Origin of the sequence: Arthrobacter sp. UYEF21, from assembly GCF_040546085.1 — a bacterium.
Taxonomy (GTDB): Bacteria; Actinomycetota; Actinomycetes; order Actinomycetales; family Micrococcaceae; genus Arthrobacter.
In genome coordinates this window covers 1-21,742 of sequence record NZ_JBEPNF010000024.1, presented here as the reverse complement: position 1 = coordinate 21,742, position 21,742 = coordinate 1, and the positions used below count along the sequence as shown (strand labels likewise).

The 21,742-nt window shown below is 65.4% G+C and carries 19 protein-coding genes and 1 pseudogene; 11 read left to right on the top strand and 9 right to left on the bottom strand.

Going from position 1 to position 21,742, the window contains the following annotated elements; all coding sequences use genetic code 11:
• Positions 1-13 precede the first annotated feature (13 nt).
• A complete protein-coding gene (locus tag ABIB27_RS18060) occupies positions 14-1,834 on the top strand; it encodes a glycoside hydrolase family 15 protein (RefSeq protein WP_354217185.1) in 1,821 nt (606 codons plus the stop codon).
• Between the two features lie 22 nt (positions 1,835-1,856).
• Here ABIB27_RS18060 and ABIB27_RS18055 read toward each other — a convergent pair whose 3' ends face one another.
• Entirely contained in the window at positions 1,857-3,296 is a 1,440-nt protein-coding gene (locus ABIB27_RS18055) for a GntR family transcriptional regulator (RefSeq protein ID WP_354217186.1), read from the bottom strand.
• Between the two features lie 433 nt (positions 3,297-3,729).
• On the opposite strand from ABIB27_RS18055, the pseudogene ABIB27_RS18050 reads away from it, so the two are divergent.
• Positions 3,730-4,315, top strand: a pseudogene (locus tag ABIB27_RS18050) (ATP-binding cassette domain-containing protein); the annotation flags it as partial.
• Positions 4,316-4,709: 394 nt separating this feature from the next.
• Here ABIB27_RS18050 and ABIB27_RS18045 read toward each other — a convergent pair.
• The 3 genes from ABIB27_RS18045 to ABIB27_RS18035 all read right to left on the bottom strand — a co-directional run bounded on the left by ABIB27_RS18045 (position 4,710) and on the right by ABIB27_RS18035 (position 7,447).
• A complete protein-coding gene (locus ABIB27_RS18045; protein WP_354254550.1) occupies positions 4,710-6,728 on the bottom strand; it encodes a hypothetical protein in 2,019 nt (672 codons plus the stop codon).
• A 66-nt stretch (positions 6,729-6,794) separates the two neighbouring features.
• Positions 6,795-7,043 (bottom strand): hypothetical protein, encoded by a 249-nt coding sequence (locus ABIB27_RS18040; protein ID WP_354254548.1) that lies wholly within the window; start codon positions 7,041-7,043, stop codon positions 6,795-6,797.
• Positions 7,044-7,066: 23 nt separating this feature from the next.
• On the bottom strand, positions 7,067-7,447 hold the full coding sequence (locus tag ABIB27_RS18035; protein WP_354254546.1) for a hypothetical protein: 381 nt from the start codon (positions 7,445-7,447) through the stop codon (positions 7,067-7,069).
• Between the two features lie 601 nt (positions 7,448-8,048).
• On the opposite strand from ABIB27_RS18035, the gene ABIB27_RS18030 reads away from it, so the two are divergent.
• Positions 8,049-9,092 carry a metallophosphoesterase family protein gene (locus ABIB27_RS18030; protein ID WP_354254544.1) on the top strand — a complete coding sequence of 348 codons (1,044 nt, stop codon included), beginning with the start codon at positions 8,049-8,051 and terminating at the stop codon, positions 9,090-9,092.
• A gap of 391 nt (positions 9,093-9,483) precedes the next feature.
• The gene (locus tag ABIB27_RS18020) at positions 9,484-10,407 is read left to right on the top strand and encodes a patatin-like phospholipase family protein (protein ID WP_354254542.1); all 924 of its coding nucleotides are present in this window, start codon (positions 9,484-9,486) and stop codon (positions 10,405-10,407) included.
• 77 nt (positions 10,408-10,484) lie between these two features.
• Here ABIB27_RS18020 and ABIB27_RS18015 read toward each other — a convergent pair whose 3' ends face one another.
• Positions 10,485-10,838, bottom strand: a complete 354-nt coding sequence (locus ABIB27_RS18015; RefSeq protein ID WP_354254540.1) for a cupin domain-containing protein — start codon at positions 10,836-10,838, stop codon at positions 10,485-10,487.
• A gap of 263 nt (positions 10,839-11,101) precedes the next feature.
• Here ABIB27_RS18015 and ABIB27_RS18010 point away from each other — a divergent pair, with 263 nt between their 5' ends.
• A complete protein-coding gene (locus ABIB27_RS18010; RefSeq protein ID WP_354254538.1) occupies positions 11,102-11,440 on the top strand; it encodes a phosphotransferase in 339 nt (112 codons plus the stop codon).
• A gap of 64 nt (positions 11,441-11,504) precedes the next feature.
• Entirely contained in the window at positions 11,505-12,338 is an 834-nt protein-coding gene (locus tag ABIB27_RS18005; RefSeq protein WP_354254536.1) for a glycoside hydrolase family 25 domain-containing protein, read from the top strand.
• A 75-nt stretch (positions 12,339-12,413) separates the two neighbouring features.
• Here ABIB27_RS18005 and ABIB27_RS18000 read toward each other — a convergent pair whose 3' ends face one another.
• Both ABIB27_RS18000 and ABIB27_RS17995 read right to left on the bottom strand, forming a co-directional pair.
• Complete coding sequence (locus tag ABIB27_RS18000) at positions 12,414-13,115, bottom strand: SCO1664 family protein (RefSeq protein WP_354217194.1); 702 nt, start codon at positions 13,113-13,115, stop codon at positions 12,414-12,416.
• A 13-nt stretch (positions 13,116-13,128) separates the two neighbouring features.
• Positions 13,129-13,812, bottom strand: a complete 684-nt coding sequence (locus tag ABIB27_RS17995) for a histidine phosphatase family protein (protein ID WP_502909272.1) — start codon at positions 13,810-13,812, stop codon at positions 13,129-13,131.
• Between the two features lie 89 nt (positions 13,813-13,901).
• On the opposite strand from ABIB27_RS17995, the gene ABIB27_RS17990 reads away from it, so the two are divergent.
• The 4 genes from ABIB27_RS17990 (at position 13,902) to ABIB27_RS17975 (ending at position 17,702) form a co-directional block, all read left to right on the top strand.
• Complete coding sequence (locus ABIB27_RS17990) at positions 13,902-15,290, top strand: sigma 54-interacting transcriptional regulator (protein ID WP_354254534.1); 1,389 nt, start codon at positions 13,902-13,904, stop codon at positions 15,288-15,290.
• Between the two features lie 14 nt (positions 15,291-15,304).
• On the top strand, positions 15,305-17,308 hold the full coding sequence (locus tag ABIB27_RS17985; protein ID WP_354254532.1) for a vWA domain-containing protein: 2,004 nt from the start codon (positions 15,305-15,307) through the stop codon (positions 17,306-17,308).
• A gap of 63 nt (positions 17,309-17,371) precedes the next feature.
• Entirely contained in the window at positions 17,372-17,563 is a 192-nt protein-coding gene (locus ABIB27_RS17980) for a hypothetical protein (protein ID WP_354254560.1), read from the top strand.
• Entirely contained in the window at positions 17,484-17,702 is a 219-nt protein-coding gene (locus tag ABIB27_RS17975; RefSeq protein ID WP_354254530.1) for an SDR family oxidoreductase, read from the top strand. The genes ABIB27_RS17980 and ABIB27_RS17975 overlap by 80 nt, the downstream gene beginning before the upstream one ends.
• Before the next feature lie 83 nt (positions 17,703-17,785).
• Here ABIB27_RS17975 and ABIB27_RS17970 read toward each other — a convergent pair whose 3' ends face one another.
• Positions 17,786-19,660 carry a Na+/H+ antiporter gene (locus ABIB27_RS17970; protein ID WP_354217200.1) on the bottom strand — a complete coding sequence of 625 codons (1,875 nt, stop codon included), beginning with the start codon at positions 19,658-19,660 and terminating at the stop codon, positions 17,786-17,788.
• 198 nt (positions 19,661-19,858) lie between these two features.
• The gene (locus ABIB27_RS17965; RefSeq protein WP_354217201.1) at positions 19,859-21,091 is read right to left on the bottom strand and encodes an amidohydrolase family protein; all 1,233 of its coding nucleotides are present in this window, start codon (positions 21,089-21,091) and stop codon (positions 19,859-19,861) included.
• 96 nt (positions 21,092-21,187) lie between these two features.
• Between ABIB27_RS17965 and ABIB27_RS17960 the strand changes: the two genes are divergently transcribed.
• Complete coding sequence (locus ABIB27_RS17960) at positions 21,188-21,529, top strand: GntR family transcriptional regulator (protein WP_354217202.1); 342 nt, start codon at positions 21,188-21,190, stop codon at positions 21,527-21,529.
• Positions 21,530-21,742 lie beyond the last annotated feature (213 nt).

Sequence of the window (21,742 nt, the reverse complement as noted above, 5' to 3'; positions counted from 1 at the left end):
GATTGAGTGGAGCATGGCTTCCCCCATTGAGGACTATGCGTTGCTGTCCGACCTCCAGACTGGGCCTCTCATATCCCGGGATGGCAGCGTGGACTGGCTCTGTTTCCCGCGCTTCGACTCACCGTCAGTGTTTAGCCGAATCCTGGGCACCGATGAGCACGGTCGCTGGCTCTTGGCGCCCAGCGAAGACGGCGCTGCCGTTGTCGATCGGCACTATATTGACTCGACATTTGTGCTCCAAACCATCTGGAAGACCGGTGGCGGAACCGTCCTGGTCACCGATTTCATGCCGCTGGGGGATAGCGGATCATCCCTTGTCCGCCGGGTTACGGGTATGGAAGGAATCGTTGAAATGCGCCAGGAACTGCGGATCCGGCCAGGATATTCAACGGTTCTGCCTTGGATGAGCCGTGTACGCGACAATGCGCAGACCGCGGCGCCGGTCCTGTTGGCCAGGGCCGGTCCGGATGCCCTCGCCCTGAGGGGACCTCATCTTCCGCATGCCCACGCGCACGGGCACGAGGGAGAATTCCTCGTATCGAAGGGCGAGCAGCTTGATTTCGAATTGACGTGGTTCCCCTCGCATCGCCCCCTGCCCTCAGCGACTGATGTTGACGTCGCCCTCGAAGAAGCCACTGACTATTGGAACCGCTGGGGAAGTCACTGCCGTCAGGACGGGGTCTATGGGGGTGCGGTAAAACGTTCGTTGTTGGTACTGCGGGCCCTCACACATTTTGAAACGGGCGGTATAGTCGCAGCTCCCACGACGTCTCTCCCCGAGGATTTCGGCGGGCCGCGAAACTGGGACTACCGGTACTGCTGGTTGCGCGATGCGGCCCTGACGCTGGAATCGATGCTGACCCATGGCTACGAAACGGAGGCACTTCAGTGGCGAGACTGGCTTCTTCGGGCCCTCGCCGGCGATCCCGAGCAGATGCAGATCATGTACGGGGTTGGGGGAGAACGGGAACTCCCTGAACGCGAGCTCCCCCACCTCCCCGGCTACGAAAACTCCAAACCTGTGCGCATTGGAAATGCCGCCGTATCGCAGTTCCAGGCTGATGTTGTCGGCGAAGTGATGGTGGCGTTGGAACGACTGCGTATGGCCGGAGGTAAAGAAGACCATTTCTCCTGGGCCCTGCAAAAGGCACTGCTGGGCTTCGTCGAAAAACACATCGATGACAAGGACTTCGGCCTGTGGGAGATGCGCGGTGCGGCACAGTACTTCACCCACTCCCGCGTGATGATGTGGGCCGCCTTCAACAGCGGGATCCGGGCGATACAGGTGCACGGACTGCCTGGCGATGCCAAGAATTGGGAGAAACTCCGTGACCGGTTACGAGAAGAGATCATGCGCGAGGGATTCAACCGCAGCATTGACTCCTTTACGCAGACCTACGGCGGAACGCAAACAGACGCGGCGCTACTGGTCATGCCCCAGGTCGGTTTTCTGCCTTACAACGATAAGCACATGCTCAGCACGGTCACACGGCTGGAACAGGAACTCCTTACGGAGGACGGCCTTTTGCTGCGTTATCGGACAGAGAGTGGCGTTGACGGTCTGGAACCGGGTGAGCATCCTTTCCTCGCATGCTCTTTCTGGCTTGTGGAGCAGTACGCGCGCACAGGTCGCCAGGCCGAGGCAAAGGTCTTGATGGACAAGCTCGTGGGGCTTGCCAACGAGCTTGGTCTGCTGAGTGAGGAGTACGCCACAGACGAAGGCCGGATGGCTGGGAACTTTCCGCAAGCATTTTCGCACTTGACCCTGGTCAGGGCAGCAGATGCCATGCATGGGGTTGACCGCCTCAGTCTGGCGGTCGACGCTCCAGATTAGTGGCCTCTTCGTCCGCCGTACCTCATTCTCCGGAGGGGCCGGCGGCAGGGGTGCCGACGAACAATCGCCAGGGCATGGCGTGGAGGTCTATCTGTTTCCCGGCGTATTGTCCGGGTGAGTAGGTTCCTCCCATAAAGCGGCCCGTGTTGGTTGCGATGATTGCATCCTGCTGGTCGACGAGGCACGTCTTCGGGGGTAAGGCCCGAAGGTGGGGTTCGAGGTGGCTCTGGATTCCCCGGACCAGCACATCTGCAGCGACGATCCCGACCATTTCTTCTTCCACGAAAACGGCTTTGCTGAAGGTGACGATGTTTTCGTTGCTTCCGTTGGCATCCAGGTAAGCGTGGCTGATGTGGACGGCTCCGTTGCCGTAGTCTTCAGGGCGCCACGTTGCGGTACCGCCTTCATAGAGGTCCCAGTCGATCACGAGCCGCTGAAGTGACTGGGGTCGAGTCGGGGCATAGCACCATGCCGCGCCCGCAGGGCCGAATGAGGTGTCAGGCAGGAAGCCCGCGCCGTAAAGCAGGGGGACGGCCCCCTCGAGAGTCCGTCGCGACGCGTCGTAGATAGCGTCCAGGTCAGAGCTGTCACCCCGATGCTTAGGGCCGAGATGCACACGCACCGCGTCTTCAATCGAACGGATCGACGAAGAGGCAGTATCTGCCAGCAGCTCAGCGAACGCTTCGATCAACGCTACTTCGTGTTCTTCCTTGGCGGGGTCAGCAAAAAATTCTTTCCGTGATGCATCCACGCTCATGCGTAGGTCGAGTACCCGGTTCATATCCGAACGGACATGCTCCTCGGCCAGAGACCGGGCATGTGCTCCGTCACCGGACCGGATCGCCTCCACGATGGCCGCATGTTCTGACGCTGCGTTACCGTACCCGGCGGGGGCTGCCCAGATCAGTGGCCCCACCTCGGCCTGCATCGCCATTTCCTCGCGGGTGAGCCGCACGGAGCCCGAGCTTGCGGCAAGCTCGATGTGAAATCTGCTGTCGTCGCGGATCGCCTGCGCAGAATCCTCGGCGGACTCAATCTTCACCGCCATCGATGCCAGGCGCCCAAGGGAGAGCCGCCCGCTCCGCTCCGCTGCGGCGGCTGCTGCCGAGCCCGCCAGGAAGGCCCAGTAGTCGCGGATGTCGCGCAGGTCGTCGAGCGAATAGGCCATGAGCGATTCACGCTCAGCCTTGATGATGTCGCCGGTGCTGGCCTTGACGAAGCTTCCGCCGCCCTTCCCGCGCCGCGTCTCGAGCAAGCCGCGCCCGCGCAGGTCGGCCAACGCCGCGCGAAGAGTCAGTGTCGAGACGCCCATCTTGGCTGCAAGCTCGTTTTCGCTGGGCAGCTGGGTCCCGTCTTCAAGCACTCCGAGCTCAATGGCGTACCTGAGACGCCTCCCCACCTCTTCCCCCCGATCAAAGGTGGCCAAGGGGGCGAAGGCGAGCTGCTCTCTCCATGTGGTCATGGACGGTTGCTCCTTCGTCAGGCCTGCCCGGCTACGCCACTCCCATTCTCTAACCTTTAACTTCAAATGTCTATTGACATGTAACATTAAAGGTCTAAGACTTATGGAAGAACAAGGGGGATGGGAACATCTCAATAACCGGGGTTTGGAAGGACTGATCGGCATGACACGTGAAGAAGCCTATGCAGGTTGCCCTTCAGACTCGTACGTGGAGTACTACGGAGGCCAGTGGCTTGTCGTCCCGCTCGCGCCGGTTGAGCAGCCCTCCTTCTTCACGTGCCTGCCCCGCGGCCGGCACGGCGCTCATCACTAGCCTAGGCGTCGTGATCAACCGGGCACGCCCAGCCCATTCTGTTCCGATGTAAGGCTCCGAAAGGTCCGCCGATCCGTCACACAGCTCCTGCCGGAAATGCCGTGACCATCATTGGCTCCGCGGTTCCGGCAGAAGAACGTGGAGCCGTACGACGCGAGCTTCGGCGCACAGTTCATTTCCGGGCTGATCATGCCGGCCATGACGTTCATCGGGAACCTGGTTTACGTGGGGATCGCGGGGCCGGCTGGTGTTTGAGGATGTGTCCTTCTCGTATTCGCCGGACAAGCCGCTGATCTCTGATCTTTCGTTGGTGGCGGAGCCGGGGCAGACCGTGGCGATTGTGGGTCCGACCGGTGCGGGCAAGACCACTTTGGTGAACCTGATGATGCGGTTTTACGAGATTGATGCGGGGCGGATAACGCTCGACGGCGTGGACGTCACCTCGGTGCCGCGGCGGGAGCTGCGCTCGCGGCTGGGGATGGTGCTGCAGGATACGTGGCTGTTCGGGGGGACCATCCGGGACAACATCGCGTACGGTCGGCCGTCGGCTTCCGAGGACGAGATCCTGGAGGCGGCGCGGGCGACGTATGTGGACCGGTTCGTGAGGTCGCTGCCGGAGGGGTACGACACGGTGCTGGAGGACGAGGGCTCTAACGTTTCCGCCGGCGAGAAGCAGCTGCTGACAATTGCCCGGGCGTTCCTGGCAGGGACGCGTCACGCACGAGCGGCTTGCCGCCGCGGTGCACCGCGAGGTTTGCCGCAGTCAGCACGGGCGCGAGGTCTGCTGGCTCTCGGGGCGTCGGACGCGCAGAAGCCGGGACCGAAGCGGACGGCGCGGCACTTGGTACCAGGGCGCCGTCGTCGATGACGCAGACATCTGCTTCGCGGGCGAGGGAGCTCAGCACGGCGATGACGCGTCTTCGCGCTGCGGCGGCGCCATTACGGACCCCTCAACGACGGCGGCAGCCTGCCGGCATAGCCCCCGGCCACCACCATGTCTGTGGACTCGATGACGCAGAACCGGTTTGCGTCGGGATCCACGAGGACCACGATGGCCCGGACGATCTGGTTCCAGATTCTTGCTAAAGTACTGAAATTCCCTACGGGGCACCCTTCGACTCTTGCTGGTCGCCGATGGTCACTCTGTCAACGGTCTCAGTAGCCGTGAGTCCGTTGGTGGCGATGACCTTCACGAGCAGTTCCTTCCCCGGCTCATAAGCCTCACCAATGAGGTCGACCCTGGGCTCGGTTAGCCCCACCGCCACCGTCTGCCACGTCCGCCCGCCGTCGGGGCTGGTCTGGACGGTGAACCGGTGTCCAGGGTGGGGTGACCCGTCAAGACGCTGGGTGACGCTGAGCCTGCCCGCGGCTGCGTTTAACCGAAGCCCATGAGGTGGCGCGGACGGCTCCGGGCCAGGACGGAACTCGGCGACGGCGGCCCCGTCGATCGTCAGCTCGATAACTGAGGTGTCTGCAGGCACGCTCACCACGGTGTCGACCAACCCCACTTCGTCATCGCCCGGTTCGATATCGGAATTGATCCTGTAGGCCGCGCGAATTTCGGACGCAGCTCCAGATGAAGACCGCAGCAAAAGGCCCACCCTGCTGCCCTCGGACCGGGCCGACACGCCGAGGTTCGGCACGGGATTCACAAAGTCGATGCTTCCCGTGCGCCGGGTGAAATTCAGCTGCGCGACAACGTGAACTGGGGCACCACTGCCCGCCGACCTCGTGCCGGCAGTTGGGATGGCCCCGGGTGCCACGCGGGTGCCAAGGGGGACATTGGGGATCCGCTGATCGGGACGGCCCCCGGTGCCGCTCCCCGGCCCCGCGCCGCCTCCTGCACCGCCGCCCGCCGGAAGCGCATTCTCGGCGACGAGCCGCCGCCGGATCCCCTCGTACGTGTAAGGGGACAGCCACTGGCTGTTGCAGTAGGTCATGACATCGTGCCATTGACTGCCGGGCAGGGCCCGCATCGGGAGCGAATTCGCAGGATCGCCCACGTCGAATCCGCCGAAGACGGCATCCGTCGTCGAAAGCTGTCCCGCGGGGAACGGATATCCCACAAGGTCGTCTGCGGTTTCACCGCAGAATCCAGGGTGCAGCCGGCCCATCGTGTGGCCGATCTCGTGGCCACCGTACCAGTCTCCGTAGGACCCATCGAAGTCCCATCCCCACGAATTCGATCCCGTCGGGCCGGAGGCCACGACGCTCGGATCAGGGTTACTGGGAATACCCGCGGTGCAGCCGCGCATAAAGAATCCGGCGTCGCTCACGATCCCGTAATAGTGCGTCCGCGCATCGGTGCCCGAGTTGACGTCCTGTGCACGGAGTGCGGCGATTTGCGCATTTATGTCACCGCACCCGAAGGGGGGCGCGGCGGTAGCCGCCGCTGTGACGACTGCGCTTTGGACCGACGACGCTGGATAGGCCCTGCCAAGCCACGACTGGAGGAGCGCGTAGTCGCGCGACACAGGCGCTATTGTGATGGCTGGCGTCCCCCAGCTGTAGCTGAGCCCGACGATCCTCACACGAAAGGGCGCACCGGTCTGGAAGTACACGGTGGGACGCTTGCCGCTACCGATCGGGAGATCGGCTCCGAGAGTAGTGTCTGTCACCCGTGTCAGGACCAGCTCTACTGGCCCCGCAGCCGCAAAGGGGAGGACGAAGTTCAAGCTTCGCGCAGCATCGTTGCGGGAGGCCACGATGTTCCCGGCGTCGGAGGGGCTCAGAGTCGCGACGTTTGACGACGGGATGACCACGCTCCCTCCGCCGGGCTGCCGCACGGTCACCTCGGCCGACACCGTCACCGGGTTGGCTCCGTAATTACTCAGGTAAGCCCTGACGACGGTCCGTTTGCCGGTGACAAGCGGAATGGAATGTGCCAAATCCTGAACCGCCTGAGTGGCCTCGATGGCATCCATCTGAATGGGGAATTGTCCGGAGCCATCACTGACGAGCGCGGCGCTCGTGACAACTGCAGAGTTGTCGGGGTGGATAAATTCGACAAGCCGCCCGGCGGCCTGCGCCTGGACCACCAGGTCACCAATGGCGCCACCGTCGTTGTCCGGCTGAATGACGACGATTTCTGCTGCTGCTGAACTATTTCCTACCCACACGCATCCAGTCGGACCGGAAGACCAGGTCAGCCCTTGGACATAGCCTCGCGTTGTTGCCATGGCGCATTACACCGGGTCCACGCGTAAGGCAGTGATTGTGGAGCTGTTGTTGGCATGAATTGCCGCGACGCTGCGATAGTTCGTCGCGGCAGACGCGAGCGTCTGGACTAGGCTCGCGGCGAATGCGACATCGGCGGCCATGCCGTTGTTGGAGACGACGAGCAACGTCGTATTGTTTGGATTCGGACCGATCCATACGCACGAGACCGACGAACCGACGGTCAAGCGCTGGACGAGCCCTGTGGTCTCTGCCATGGGATGCTCCTTGGTTCAGCGGGTCAGAGTGGGGTGGGAAGGATTCGGGCGGCGACGGCGAGGTCGCTGAAGTAACGAAGGTCTCCGCGCACGCGGATGCCGCCCGCCAAGAACGACTCGCGGGCGTCTTGGTCCCCGCGGAGGATTGCTGCGAGGACCTTTCCGTCACCAAGGATCTCCACACGGGTGTCGGCGTCGTTAACCACACCTTGGGTGTCCGCCACGGAGAGGGTGCCGTCCGACTCACTGATCACAAAGGTTGCCGGATTCTCTCCGGTCTGGCGCACAACAATCTGGCCACCCGCCAGGCGCGGGGAGCCGCTGAGTGATTCGGCAACGCCTGACAATGCTTTGGCGAGGTCGCCGCGGTGCGTGTCAGCGCCGTCGGCCTTTGCCTTGGTCATTATTTTCTTCCTCTCACGACTAAATGATTGCTTCAGTGCAGCGTTCAACAGCACCCAGAAGTTTCAGTTGATCTGGCTGTAACCAGCAGTCAACGGCAGGAGGCGTTACTGGGACGTTATCCCGTTGGATGGGGAAAGCCTGGGGCGGCTGCGTACCGAGGCCAGCCTGAAATTGACAGAGATCCGCTGGCTGGAAGCGTCCTTTGCGGTGGCCGAAGAACTGCACTTCGGCCGTGCTGCGCAGCGCCCGCACACTTCCCAGCCGTGTGCGCACGACGGACGGATTGGCCAGCGTCGCTAACGGCACCCTGGACCTTGCCGTCGTGGCCTGCTGACCTTCGTGGCTGCCGGTGTGGGAGCAGCACCAACGTAAGCGGACGACGGCGGGACGTCCCGCCGTCGTCCGCTCCAGTTATCCGGCGACATGGCGCTATTGCCGCCGGTGGTCGGCCCGGAGGAACGCCGCCTTAGTCCCTCCCAGTTCACCCTCCGGAAACCCCACGGCCCTCCGCTGTTTTCGCGCGACCAGCAGTCTTTTCACGCACCCTTTTGCCCGGCCCCAACAGCCGGGCGGAGAATCCCCGATTCCAAGGAGTACTCCTTGTTCGTGAAGACCATGAAAATTACGACGGCGGCGGCCGCCCTGGCGTTCGGCCTCCTTGCGTCCCAGCCCGCCGTCGCAGCCGACAACACCTCCGACAGCCAGCAGGCCTTCACGTTCGGCGTCATCGGCGACATCCCCTACGGCGAGGCTGAGATCGCGAAGTTCCCCTCCCGCATCCAGGACCTCAACGAGGACAAGGACCTGAAGTTCGTCGCGCACGTGGGCGACATCAAGAACGGCTCCACGGTCTGCTCCGACGGCTACTTCTCCTACATCCGCACGCAGTTCGACACGTTCACGCACCCGCTGGTCTTCACCCCGGGCGACAACGAATCGGTGGACTGCCACCGCACCAACAACGGCGCCTACAACCCGCTGGAACGGCTGGACAAGCTGCGCGAAATCTTCTTCAACGAGCCCGGCAAGACCCTCGGCGCCACCATGCCGGTCAAAACCCAGGAGAACCTCGGCCTCCCCGAGAACGTTCGCTTCACCGAAAACCGGGTGGCCTTCTCCGTGCTGAACATCCAGGGCAGCAACAACTCAGCCATGCCCTGGACCGGCCTGGGCAAAACCGCCGCCACCCCGGAGCAGCTGGCCGAGGTGGCGTACCGTACTGGCGCCGTTGTGGCCCAGGTCCGGGAGACCTTCGCCGACGCTGAACGCCGCAACGACAGGGCCGTGGTGCTGATGACCCAGGCCGACATGTTCGATCCGTCGCTGCTCGCCGCCGCATCCGCCAACCCGGCAACGATGTCGGGCTTCCGCGAGATTGTGCAGACCATTGTCGAGGAGACCAACGGCTTCGACGCCCCGGTCTATCTCATCAACGGTGACAGCCACGTCTTCGCCGAGAACCAGCCCCTCGCCGAAGGCTCACCCTGGCTGGACATCTATGGCCAGCCCGCCGCCGACGACCTCCAGCGCATCACCGTGGACGGCTCCAACAACGCCACCAACTACGTCCGGTTCACGGTGGCCGGCAACAACGCCAAGGGCACGGAAGTCCTCAGCTGGGAGACAGTCCCCTTCAGCCAGTAACCACCGGCGCAAACATAAAGCGGACGACGGCGGGAGGTTCCCGCAGTCGTCCGCGCTGCGTGACGCCCAGTCCGGGCGCTTGAGTGCGCCCCACTACCGGCAGGTCGTCGTCTTCGCGGGCCGTCCATTACGTGATCGACGTTCCGGACAGTGCGGAGTGGGCCAGCGCGTGCACGCCTTCAACCGGCGAGGTGGCGAACATGTCTGAAACACGCCCATTGCGCACCGCAACATTCGTGTGCGATCATTCCCGTATTCGTGACCCGTCGGCAGGAGGTGAGACCCATGAACGCAGTATCCACACTGGGTGCACCCCTGCAGGACACGATCGCGCGGCTGAGCTAGTCGCCACCGGGAGCGCCCAACAAGCAATTCGCGAAAGGCGACTCCAATGAACACAACCCCTTCTTCAAATCAACACTTCACCTCGACGGCGGCTACCCGGCGTGCGTTGGTCCTCGGCGGCGGCGGATCGACTGGCAACGCGTGGCTGATCGGCGTTATCGCCGGCCTGTTCGATGCCGGGCTTTATGTCACGGAGGCCGATCTGGTCGTCGGTACATCCGCCGGATCGACCGCCGCCGCCCAGCTGGCCGGCGCAACCCCGGCCGAACTGCTTGCCGCCATCCTCGCCGCGGCGCCGCAGCAACGGACCGGTCCGGCCGGATCCGACGGCGGGCGCGTTCCGGTCAGACAGGTGGCGGACCATCTGGAGCGAATGGCCAGGATCATCGCCGCCGCGGAGGATGCGGCTGACATGCGCCGGAAGATGGGCGCGCTGGCACTCGACCTGGCGGCGGCGTCGGACGGTTCCGGACGGTGGCGCGCGATCGTTGCCGCGCGGCTGCCCAATCAGCTCTGGCCGGACCGGCGAATGCTCATCACGGCAGTCGATGCCCATACTGGGGAACCAGCCGTGTTCGACCGGCACAGCGGGGTAGACCTGGTGGACGCCGTCGCAGCCAGCTGTGCCAGCGGCTTCGCCTACAGGATCGGGGACAACAGCTATATCGACGGCGGCTACCGATCCAACGCCGAGAATGCTGACTTGGCAGCCGGCTCTGCACGGGTGCTGGTGCTGTCGCCATTCGGCGGCAGATCACGGACTCCGGTGGACTGGGGCATGCATCTCGCAACACAGGTCGACGAGCTCCGAGCAGGCGGCAGCGGAGTCGAAACGGTCTTCCCGGACAGCAGTTCCGAGCACCTGTTCGGGGCCAATGCCATGGATCTGTCGCTGCGTCCGCCCGCTGCCCGGGCTGGTTACAGCCAAGGCAGTGCCCTGGCCGGGAAACTCACCGAATTCTGGCGCTGATGCTCTCGGACCAGCCGACTCGGCGATAACGCTCTCGCAGTACTACCGGTCTTCGCCCCGCCCCGGCTCAACAACGGCTATTCCCGCTTCTGGTAGGACCGGACTTCGTACAACTTTGCGCCGTGCTCGGAGATCCAGGGGCCGTGTTCCATCCCGGGCGGCCTCACTGCCCAATCGCCAGCCTTGAACGTGCGGTTGAGCCGCTGATCTGCCAATGAACCTTCGAAGATGAAGACTTCTTCCCAGAATTCGTGCTTCAGCACACCGAGGGGTGAGGTGTCGGTGCCGGGTTCGAATTTGAGGACGCGCGTGACGCTGTTGTTTGTGTCGTCGCGGGCCAGGATGGCTTCCATCAGTCCATCGATGTGTGGTTTGCATGGTGTAAAGGCCACTGACGAGCTGGCAGTAAATTCAATCTCCGGCTTTGCCATGGTTACTCCCTCAGCCGTGCCGACCGCGCCAATGCGGTCGAGCCAGACTTTGATGATCCTCAGCCGGGGCTGGCCAGTCAACTCTGGGTCCCAGCCCCGAGGATCACTGAGTTCTCCGCAACTCAGACCGACGACGGCGGGAGGTTCCGCCGTCGTGCCCCGCTCGACTGCAGGATGGCTGACGACGATACTCAGCTGAGTGGTACGCGACGATCTCGCGGTCCGGCTGCCTCGCCGGGCCGAGGCTCTACAGCTGATCCTGCATGAGCAGCTGTATCTTCCCGGAATCGCCAGCCGGTTGCCGGTCGCCGGTTCCGGTCCCCGTCCATGCCGGCCAGCCGACGCCGGACTTTCCCTATCCGTGGAGCATTGTGCGGTGGGTTCATGGGGTCCCAGCAGCCGACGTCGGACCGGCGAGCCGAAGGCCGGCGTTGTGGGAGCAGGCCTGCGCCGCTGAAGCCTGGGGTGGTCCCGCCGTGATGCTCCTTGGCGACCTTCACCCGGGCAACATCCTCCTGGGTGCAGGCGGCTCGTTGGCCGGAGTGATCGATTTCGGCGATGTGGGTGCCGGCGATCCGGCGGTGGATCTTGCCACCCCTTGACCCTATGCGTCCGCAGCGCTCATGCTGGGTTCCTGTTCGCAACATACGACCGGAAGGTCCGACAATGTCCGCTAACCATGCAGCGTGCCCCGCGTCCCCCGCGTCCCCCGCGTCCCGCTTCCGCTTGGCACTGGCCGCAGCAGCGGCCGCCGTACTGATGTTCGTTGCGCAGCCGGCGCAAGCTGCCCCCACCGTCGGTCCCGGCAACGATGTGTCGTGGCCCCAATGTGGCCAGGCCTTGCCCAAAAACCAGACTTTCGGCATCGTCGGCGTGAACAACGGACTTGCGAATAACACCAACCCCTGCCTGGCCACCCAGCTGGCCTGGGCGCGAGCGTCAACGGGCGGGACAGGGCAGCCGAAAATCGCGCTGTACGTAAATACCGCCAACCCGGGCGCTGCTGGCTCGTGGTGGCCCACCAGCAACACGTACGGAGGGGCCAAAGTGACCAACCCGTACGGCGAGTGCACCAGCACGGTGGACGTCTACGGTCCCGCCTGCTCGTATATGTATGGGTACGCGAAGGCGTATGACGACGCGAACATCCGCGGCGTCAGCGACCCCGGCTTGTACACCTGGTGGCTGGATGTCGAGACCGGCAACAGTTGGTCGCCAAGCACGTTGGCTAACAGGGCCGATCTGGAAGGCATGGTGGCCTACTTCGCGAGCATCAAGGCTCCAACGGGCATCTACTCCACCAGGACCCAGTGGACCCAGATCGTCGGGGCAGTGCCCCCGTCAAGTAACCTTTACAACCTGCCCAGCTGGCTGGCCGGAGCCAGCTCACTCGCGCTGGCGAAACGTAAATGCGCCGACGCCCCGCTGACCGCGGGCGGCAAAGTCTCGCTCACCCAGTACGTCTCGGGCGGATTCGATTACGACCATTCCTGCATCTGAGCACAGCCCGCGCTTCGTGGCAGCTGGCATCCGCCGCGGACTTCGCCGGTTTCAAGCAGCGAGGAGCGGGCCCCCTTAAACCAGCGGCCACGGGTAACGCCTGCCGGTGAGGTCAACTGGCAATGTCCCCTCCTGCAGCATGCGCCGCACCCGCCGCTTCAGGGCGGCAGTCTCGTCGCCGTCGAGCAACTCGGCCACCTCGGCAGGCACGGCATCGGCGAGGGGTGCGATGTCCGCCAGCAGGGCCGCGGGGATTGCCTCGCCGGCGAAGTCCCAGATCACCGTGCGCAGCTTGAAGACCGCGGAAAAGCACAGCCCGTGGTCGATGCCCCAGATCCGGCCGTCGCCACCGCGCAGCACGTGCCCGCTCTTGCGGTCGGTGTTGTTGGCGATGTAATCAAACAGGGCCATCCGGGCCATATCGGGGTGGGTGGCCGGGTCTTCGGCGGCAAGCGTGAAGTAGTGCTCGCGGAAGTCGCAGTCGATGAACCACTGCAGCGACCCGACCCCCAGCGGCACGTCCTCCCGGATCACCGTGGGCGGCACCATCCCCCATCCCAGCGACTGGCTGAGCAGGTACGCCGCACGTTCCCGCCGGTACAGCCCGGGTTCAAAGTCGGACAGCGGCCGCTCGCCGGCCTCCGGTTTGTACACCGCATGGGCGGTGTCTTCCCCGTGGCTGAGCTGCACCAGGAACGTCTCGTTGCTGCTGCGCGCAATCTGCCCCACCAGTTCCACGCTGCCCTCGGTGAGCAGCGTCAGCTCCCGGCCGGACACCGTACGTCCCGACTCACTGCGGCCTCAGCCCGCTCAACGGCTCCGAGTGCGAGTTCACCATCAGCACCGAGGCCGCCTGGCCATCGACAAACGAAACGGCGGACACTGAGCCCGGGCTGATCATGATGCGCTGGAAAAGATCGAGCGTGGTGCCCAGGGAGTGGGCCACCGCCGCCTTGATGGGATCGGCATGGGAGAAGCAGACGACGACGCCACCTGCATGGGCAGCGCACAGCGCCGCCAGCGCACCGACAATCCGTTCCTGCATCTCCGGAAAGCTCTCACCGTTGGGGAAACGGAAGGTGGACGGGCTGTTCTGCACGGTCCGCCATTCCGGCAGGACGTTCAGGTCCGCGATGGCGGATCCGGTCCAGTCACCGAAGTCGCACTCCAGCAGTCCGGCGTCCCGGTGCACCTCAAGCCCCGTGCATGCCGCCGTCGGCTCCGCCGTCTCGCAGGCGCGCTCCAGCGGCGAGGAGTAGAGGGCGCTGACCGGAAGCCCCGCGAGCCGTTCCGCCACCTGTTCGGCCTGGGCCCGTCCACGCTCGGACAGGTGCAGTCCCGGGGCGCGGCCCGGCAGCACCATGCCCGTGGTGGGCGTTTCGCCGTGGCGCACCAAGAGCAGGAGCGTGCTCGCAGGCGCCGCTGCGGACTCTGCTGGGGACGCCGGCGGTGCCGGCTGGGCTGCTGCAGTCATCAGCACCAGCGTACGGCCCGCAGTCTCTTCACTTGCACGAATATTTGAGATTGCCCAATTCCTGCCCGAAACAGGTCTACCGTGGAGGAGTGAACGAACGCCCTGAAATCTTCACTGTTGGTGAACTGCGTGCCTCCGGCCACGTTCCAAAGGATCTGCGCCGGGAAATCCGCGACAACCTCCTCGCCGCTCTGGCGGAGGGCCGCGACCCGTGGCCCGGCTTGTTCGGCTTCAGCCGGACCGTGCTGCCGCAGCTCGAGCGGGCCCTGATCGCCGGGCATGACATCGTCCTGCTGGGCGAGCGCGGACAGGGCAAGACCCGTATCCTGCGCACCCTGGCCGGGCTGCTGGACGAATGGTCGCCGGTGATCGAGGACTCGGAACTGAACGAGCACCCCTACGAACCCATCACCGCGCACTCCCGCGCCCTGGCCCACACCGAAGGGGACCGGCTGCGCGTCGCTTGGCGCCACCGCTCCGAACGTTATGTGGAAAAACTCGCGACGCCGGACACCTCCGTCGCGGACCTGATCGGCGACGTCGACCCCATGCGGGTAGCCGAGGGCCGCCGCCTGGGCGATCCGGAAACCATCCACTACGGCCTGATCCCGCGCTCCAACCGCGGCATCGTGGCCATCAACGAACTTCCGGACCTCGCCGAGCGCATCCAGGTCTCCATGCTGAACGTCATGGAGGAGCGCGACATCCAGATCCGCGGCTACGTGCTGCGGCTGCCGCTGGACGTCCTGGTGGTGGCCTCCGCCAACCCGGAGGACTACACCAACCGCGGCCGGATCATCACGCCCCTGAAGGACCGCTTCGGCGCCGAAATCCGCACGCACTACCCCATCGAACTGGACGATGAAGTGGCCGTCATCGAGCAGGAAGGCCACCTGGTGGCCAGCGTTCCGCCGGTCATCCTGGAAATCCTGGCCCGCTACACCCGCGCGCTGCGCCAGTCCCCGGCCATCAACCAGACCTCCGGCGTATCCGCACGCTTCGCCATCGCAGGCGCCGAAACCGTGGCCGCAGCTGCCCTGCGGCGGGCCAGCGTGCGCGGCGAGGACGAAGCCGTGGCCCGGATCATCGACCTGGAAGCCGCCGTGGAAGTCCTCACCGGCAAGATCGAGTTCGAGTCCGGCGAGGAAGGCCGTGAGCAGGACATCCTGGACCACCTCCTGCGCACCGCCACCGCCGAAGCCGTTCGGGAGCACTTCAAAGGCCTGGACATGGGCCCGCTGGTGGCGGCTCTTGACGGGCACTCGACGGTGACCACCGGCGAACTGGTCACCGCGAAGGAATTCCTGGCCAACCTCCCGTCCCTTAACGGATCCGGCCTCTACGACGACATCAGCGAACGCCTGGGTGCGGAAAACGACGGCCAGCGTGCCGCCGCCGTCGAACTCGCGCTCGAAGGGCTTTACCTCGGCCGCCGGATTTCCAAGGAGTCCGACGACGAGGCCACCATCTACGGCTAGCGACAGGAAGTGCCATGAGCCTTCACAACCGGTCCAGATACGGCCGCTACACCGGCGGACCGGACCCGCTGGCGCCGCCGGTGGACCTCGCGGAGGTGCTGGACGCCGTCGCCGAGGACGTCATGGCCGGCTACTCGCCCCGGCGCGCGCTCCAGGAGTTCCTGCGGCGCGGCGGCCACAGCCAGGAAGGTCTGGACGACCTCGCCGGCCGGATCCGGCAGCGCCGCAAGGACCTCCTGGACCGGCATAACCTGGACGGCACCCTCAACGAGGTCAAGAAGCTGCTGGACGCCGCGGTGCTGGAGGAACGCAAACAACTGGCCCGCGACGCCATGATGGACAACACCGACCGCGCGTTCCGGGAGATGCAGCTGCAGAACCTGCCCAAGTCCACCGCCGCCGCCGTCAACGAACTCGCCTCCTACGACTGGCAGTCCAGCACCGCGAAGGAGACGTACGAGCGGATCAAGGACCTGCTGGGCCGCGAAGTCCTGGACCAGCGGTTCGCCGGCATGAAGCAGGCGCTGGAAAGCGCCACGGAGGAGGACCGGGCGGCCGTCAGCGAAATGCTGCGCGACCTCAACGGGCTCCTGGACAAGCACCGGCGCGGGGTGGACACGGAGGACGACTTCCAGGAGTTCATGGCCCGCCACGGCCAGCACTTTCCGGAAAACCCGCAGTCCGTGGAGGAATTGGTGGACGCGCTGGCCAAGCGGGCGGCCGCAGCCCAGCGGCTCCTGCAGTCCATGTCCCCGGAGCAGCGCGCAGAACTCATGCAGCTCTCCGCGCAGGCGTTCGGCTCACCCGAGCTGATGGCCCAGCTGGGCCAGCTGGACGAGACGCTCCAGGCCTTGCGCCCCGGCGAGGACTGGACCGGGTCCGAACGCTTCGAAGGCCAGGAAGGGATGGGACTGGGCGACGGCACGGGCGTCCTTCAGAATCTCGCCGAACTGGACGACCTGGCCGAGCAGCTCTCCCAGGACTACGACGGCTCGCACCTGGACGACGTTGATCTCGACGCCCTGGCCCGCCAGCTCGGACAGGACGCCGCCGTTACCGCCCGCACCCTCGCGGAGATCGAAAAGGCAATGCACGACGGTGGCTACCTCCGGCGCGGGGACGACGGGGACCTGCGGTTGTCACCGCAGGCCATGCGGCGCCTCGGCAGGTCACTGCTGCGTGACGCCGCCAAGCAACTGTCCGGCAGGCAGGGCCGACGGGAGACCCGGCTTGCGGGCGCGGCGGGGGAGCAGACCGGTTCCAGCCGCCCGTGGGAGTTCGGGGATGCCGCGCCGTGGGACGTGACCCGGACCATCACCAACTCGATCCGCCGGACCATTGCCGACGGCGGCGACCCGGGCCGCGGCGTCCGGCTGGCCATGGAAGACATCGAAGTGACGGAGACCGAGGAGCGCACGCAGGCCGCCGTCGCCCTGCTGGTGGACGTGTCCTTCTCGATGGCGGCGGAGGGGCGCTGGGTGCCCATGAAACGCACCGCGCTCGCGCTGCACCACCTGGTCTCCACCAGGTTCCGCGGCGACCGGCTCCAGCTCATCACGTTCGGCCGCTACGCCCAGACCATGGACATCGGCGAGCTCACCGCCTTGCCGGCCTTCCGTGAGCAGGGTACCAACCTGCACCACGGTTTACTGCTGGCCGGCCGCTTCTTCCGCAAGCACCCGACCATGCAGCCGGTCCTCCTGGTGGTCACCGACGGCGAACCCACCGCCCACCTGCTGCCCGACGGCGAATCGGCGTTCTCCTGGCCGCCGGACCCGCAGACCATCCGCAGGACAGTTGAGGAACTGGACCGGGTGGGACGGGCCGGCGCGCAGTCCACATTCTTCCGTCTCGGCGACGATCCGGGCCTGGAACGCTTCGTCCAGCGGATGGCCCGCCGGATCGACGGCCGTGTGGTGGCGCCGGAAGCCGGGGACCTCGGGGCCGCCGTGGTGGGGGAATACCTCCGCGCCCACTTCCGCGGCCGCGCCTACGGGGACGCCGACTGGGCTGAATAGACCTTCAGCCAGCCAAAGCGGGGACCTGGACCGGCACGATGGCCTCGATCGCCAAGATGCACAGTGCCCAAAAAGCGTGCTGGATCTGCTCGGAAGCCCGGGACATCCTGTGGCACGGACTCCATCCAGTCGCTGCTGATTGGCCGCGAAGATGCCCAACTGGACATCACTGCAAATGTGGTCTGCCCCGGCCCCACGGACACCCCGCTGCTTCAGGACATGCTGGCCACGGAGGGCTCACAGGCAAAGTCATGAATGCCACGGTCAGGGCGATTCCCAAGAGGCGGCTGGGTCGGCGGCAGAGGTGGCCTCGGCCGTTCTCTTCCTTGCCTCCGAGGATGCCGGGTACATCACCGGCCAAGCGCTGTCCGTCTCCGGCGGACTGACCATGTAACCCGATCGGCACTGTGCACGCTGCGCGTTAGTTCAGAGAAACAAGCTTGGAATGCCACTTTCGGTGCGAACAGGGTCACCGTTTCAGCCCAGCAGGTCGTCCTGGTAGCACCAGCGCCAGTCTTCGCCCGGCTCGATGCTCCGCATGACCGGGTGCCCGGTCGCTTCGAAATGCTTCGAGGCGTGGGTTCCGGGGGAGGAGTCGCAGCAGCCTACTTTGCCGCACGCCAGGCACATCCGCAGGTGGACCGTCGTCGTTCCTTCCTCACGGCAGGTGGCGCAGAATGGGTCGCCGGGCACCTGCTTGTGCCGGGCCGACTCAAGGTGCCCGCACACTCCGCCGGGCCTTGCGAGCCCTTCCCCGCCGCCCTCGCCGGAAGTGTCCACCTCGTCCAAGGCCATGTCCAGCATGGATTCCTCAACGTCCAGCCGGTCCAGGACATCGCTGAGGACTTCCTGGGCATACTCGCCGCCACGCCTGAGCTCCAGCACCTTGGCCCGCTCGGCTTCCAGCATCGCCAGCCGCAGCCGGGCGTAGCGCTCGCTGGGGGTGGCTGTTTCCGCCGACGGCCGGCCCAGCCGTTCCCAGGCAGCGAGCCCGCGCTCCTGGGTGCGCCGTTTCAGCATGGCCACGACTTCCGGTGGATCGTCATCCGTGCGCAGTTCCTGCAGGCGGGCCACGCCGGCAGCGGTGGCCAGCTGCATCAGCGAGGCCTGGTTGAGGGCGTCCTCGCGCTGGTCCGGGCCCTGGATCCGTAGGACGCGGACCAGCGCCGGAAGCGTGAACCCCTGCAGGGTCAGCGTCCCGCCTACCACCACCAGGGCCGCCAGGATCAGCACCGAACGGTGTTCCAGCTCCGCGGGCAGCACCAGTACCGCGGCGAGGGTGACCACCCCTCTCATCCCGGCCCAGGAGACGATGGCCGCGTATTGCCAGGGCGGCGCCGGGTCATTCCGCTGCACGGACGGAACCAGGCGCGGCAGGTACGTTGCCGGGAACACCCACACCGGCCGGAGCAGCAGCACCGCCAGCAGGATCAGAGCGCAGCCGGCCCAGATCCGGCCGGCGCCCAGGGAATCGTCCTGGACGCCGTCGATGATGGTCCGCACCTGCAGCCCGATCAGCAGGAACACTGCGTTTTCGAGCAGGAATTGCACCGTGTTCCAGTTGCTGCGCTGGCTCAGGCGGGCGGCGCCGTTGGGCATGGAGGGCGCCTTGGTGCCCATCACCAATCCGGTGACGACGACGGCGAGGACACCGGAGGCGTGGATCGCCTCCGCAGGAAGGTAGGCGACGAGCGGGGCGATCAACGACGTCGAGGTGTTAATGGCGACGTTCCGGATCCGCTTGCGAAGCGCGGTCAGCATGTAGGCGGCGGCCAGGCCCACCACCACCCCGCCGCCGGCCGCGAGCAGGAAATCCCCGGCGACCCCTGCCACGGACACTGAGCCCGAAATGGCGGCGATGGCCGTGCGGAGGCAGATCAGTGCGGTGGCGTCGTTGACCAGGGATTCACCCTCCAGGATGGTGACGATCCTGCGCGGCATCCGCACCTTCCGGGCGATGGCGGTCGCCGCCACCGCATCCGGCGGCGCCACCACAGCGCCGAGGGCGATCGCCGCGGCCAGCGGAATCTCCGGGAACAACCACCAGACCACGAAGCCCACTGCGAGGGTGCCGACGATGACATAACCCACCGAGAGCAGCCCGATGGCGCGGCGGTTTGAACGGAAATCGAAAAGGGAAGTCCGCAGTGCTGCGGCGTAGAGCAGCGGAGGCAACAAGCCCACGAGCACCACTTCAGGGTTCAGCTCAATGTGCGGAACGAAGGGGAGGAAGGAGCCGGCCAGACCGGCCAGCACCAGCAGCAGCGGAACCGAAATATTGAGCTTCCGGCCCAGGGCGCTGCCGGCGCAGACCACCGCGACGAGAACCAGAAGCCCGAGCGCGATCTCCATTGGGACATTGTCTCAGGCTGAAAGAAAAGCGTGCCTGGGCCAACCAGGTATTTTCTGTAGCTGGCGTCTGTACCCGCGACTTCCGGCTCCCGGCCCCGCCGGGACAGATCGAACCACTGCTGGACCGGCCGAAAGTTACAAGTGCCTTGGCCAAGCTCGACGGACAGATCCGGGACGCCATGGAGCGCGGCGGGCTGCCTACGAGGCCGGGTTCGGAAGAACGACCAGGCTGTCCGCGACGAGCCTGCCATCGTGGATGACGGTGCGGTCGGTGCCGCGGTCCATGACGGTGCTCGTGATGGTTTCGCCGTCAACCAGGACGATGTCGGCCCGATCTCCGGGAGCAAGGCCCGGCCGGTCGTCGGGACTGGTGAGGCGCTGGACGGTACTGTCCATAATGGACGCGCCTCCAATGGTGGCGATCGCAGCACAGTGCTCGATCAGCCGGTCCTTGCGCAGCCGGTGTGTGAAGGCCAACTGCCAAGTGCGGTCGAGCATGTCGCAATTGCCGTATGGGCTCCAGTAGTCCCTCTGCCCGTCCTCGCCCAAACCGACACGGATCCCCGCCTCGGTCATCCGGGCGACGTCGAATTGCGTGCCGCCGCTTGCCGGGGCGACCGTCGCCCAGGCAACGTCGAGCTCCGCCATCTGCTCCACGAGCCGGGCGGTCACGTCGGGGTGGACATTGGCTAGATCGTAAGCGTGGGACAGCGAGACGCGTCCCTCCATACCCAGGGCGCGGGTGCGTTCGAAGACAAGTTCAGCGCTGAAGACCCCCAGATGGCCAGGCTCGTGCAGGTGAATGTCGACATCGACGCCGTACTTCTCAGCCAGACCGAAGACGATGTCCAGATGGCGGACAGGGTCTCGGTCCAGCTGGCAGGGATCAATGCCGCCGATCGTCGTCGCCCCCGCGCGGAGCGCCTCCTCGAGAAGCGGGACGGTGCCGTCCTCGAGCAGGAGGCCTGCCTGGGGGAAAGCCATGACTTCTACGTCGGCGGCGTGGGCGAAGTGCTGCTTCGCGGCCATGACTGCCTCGAAGCGCTCAAGCTTGCAGTCCACGTCGATCTGGGCGTAGGAACGGACGCGAGTGGTGCCCCGCGCAATCATTCGTTCCAGCGTTCCCGCTACGACATCTCTGTAGGGGATGGGGGTGTCGCGCCAGTTTTCCCGGTCGTTGCGCATCATGTTCCACACACCGGGCGAGGCTGTGTGTTCCCGGAACGGCAGCCCGATTCGGGTCGAGTCGAGGTGGACGTGTACGTCGGTGAACGCGGGCATGGCGATCCGGCCCCGTCCGTCGACTGCCCCACCGGCGGCGTCTGCGACTACGACGGTGGTCCCGGCGGGGTGAACGGCCGCTATCCACCCCTCGCGAACCTCGAGGTCTACGGCGTCCCCGCCCCAGGGGCGGACGTTGGTAATGAGCATTGTTCATTCCTTTCGGCTGGGCTGTGAATGACAGGCCGGGAAGGCCCCGATCCCGCGGGACCGGAGCCCCGCCCCCTACCGCACCACGTACTAGAAGTGGAAGGCAACCTGCGCGATGACTGCTGCGGCGACGAAGCTCGCCGTGAACGTCATCAGGGCGACGATGCGATCTTCCAGCTCAGTAAGCGCAGAGCCTTGACGTCACTGCCGAGCGACATGCCGATCAGGGCGATCATGGGCAGGATGCAGTGGCTCTTCACCTTGACCGGGCATCGTGACCCCCAGGCTCAGTGCGCGGAGCACCTGAGCCTGTGCCAAGCCATCTATGACGGCAAGCCGGACTTGGCGGCGGCGCTGGCCTTCGCACATGTGGAGCTGGGCCGGGAACCGTCGCTCCAAAAACTGGCCGGGCGCCTGCCGAAAGCTGACCGTCCGTAAAGTTGACGCTGCTTTGTGCCTGGCGCCTTGGGAACGGCCTCTAACGCAAGCGGACGACGGCGGGAGGTCCCGCCGTCGTCCGTTCACTGCTGCCGCAAACGGCGACGCGAAAACTCCGTCCTAGGTGCGTGGGTCAGAAATGACAGGCCCTAATTCTTAAAACGCCGACAGAATAACCATGTCCTCGTAGGGGCGGCTGGGAGAATCGTGGGC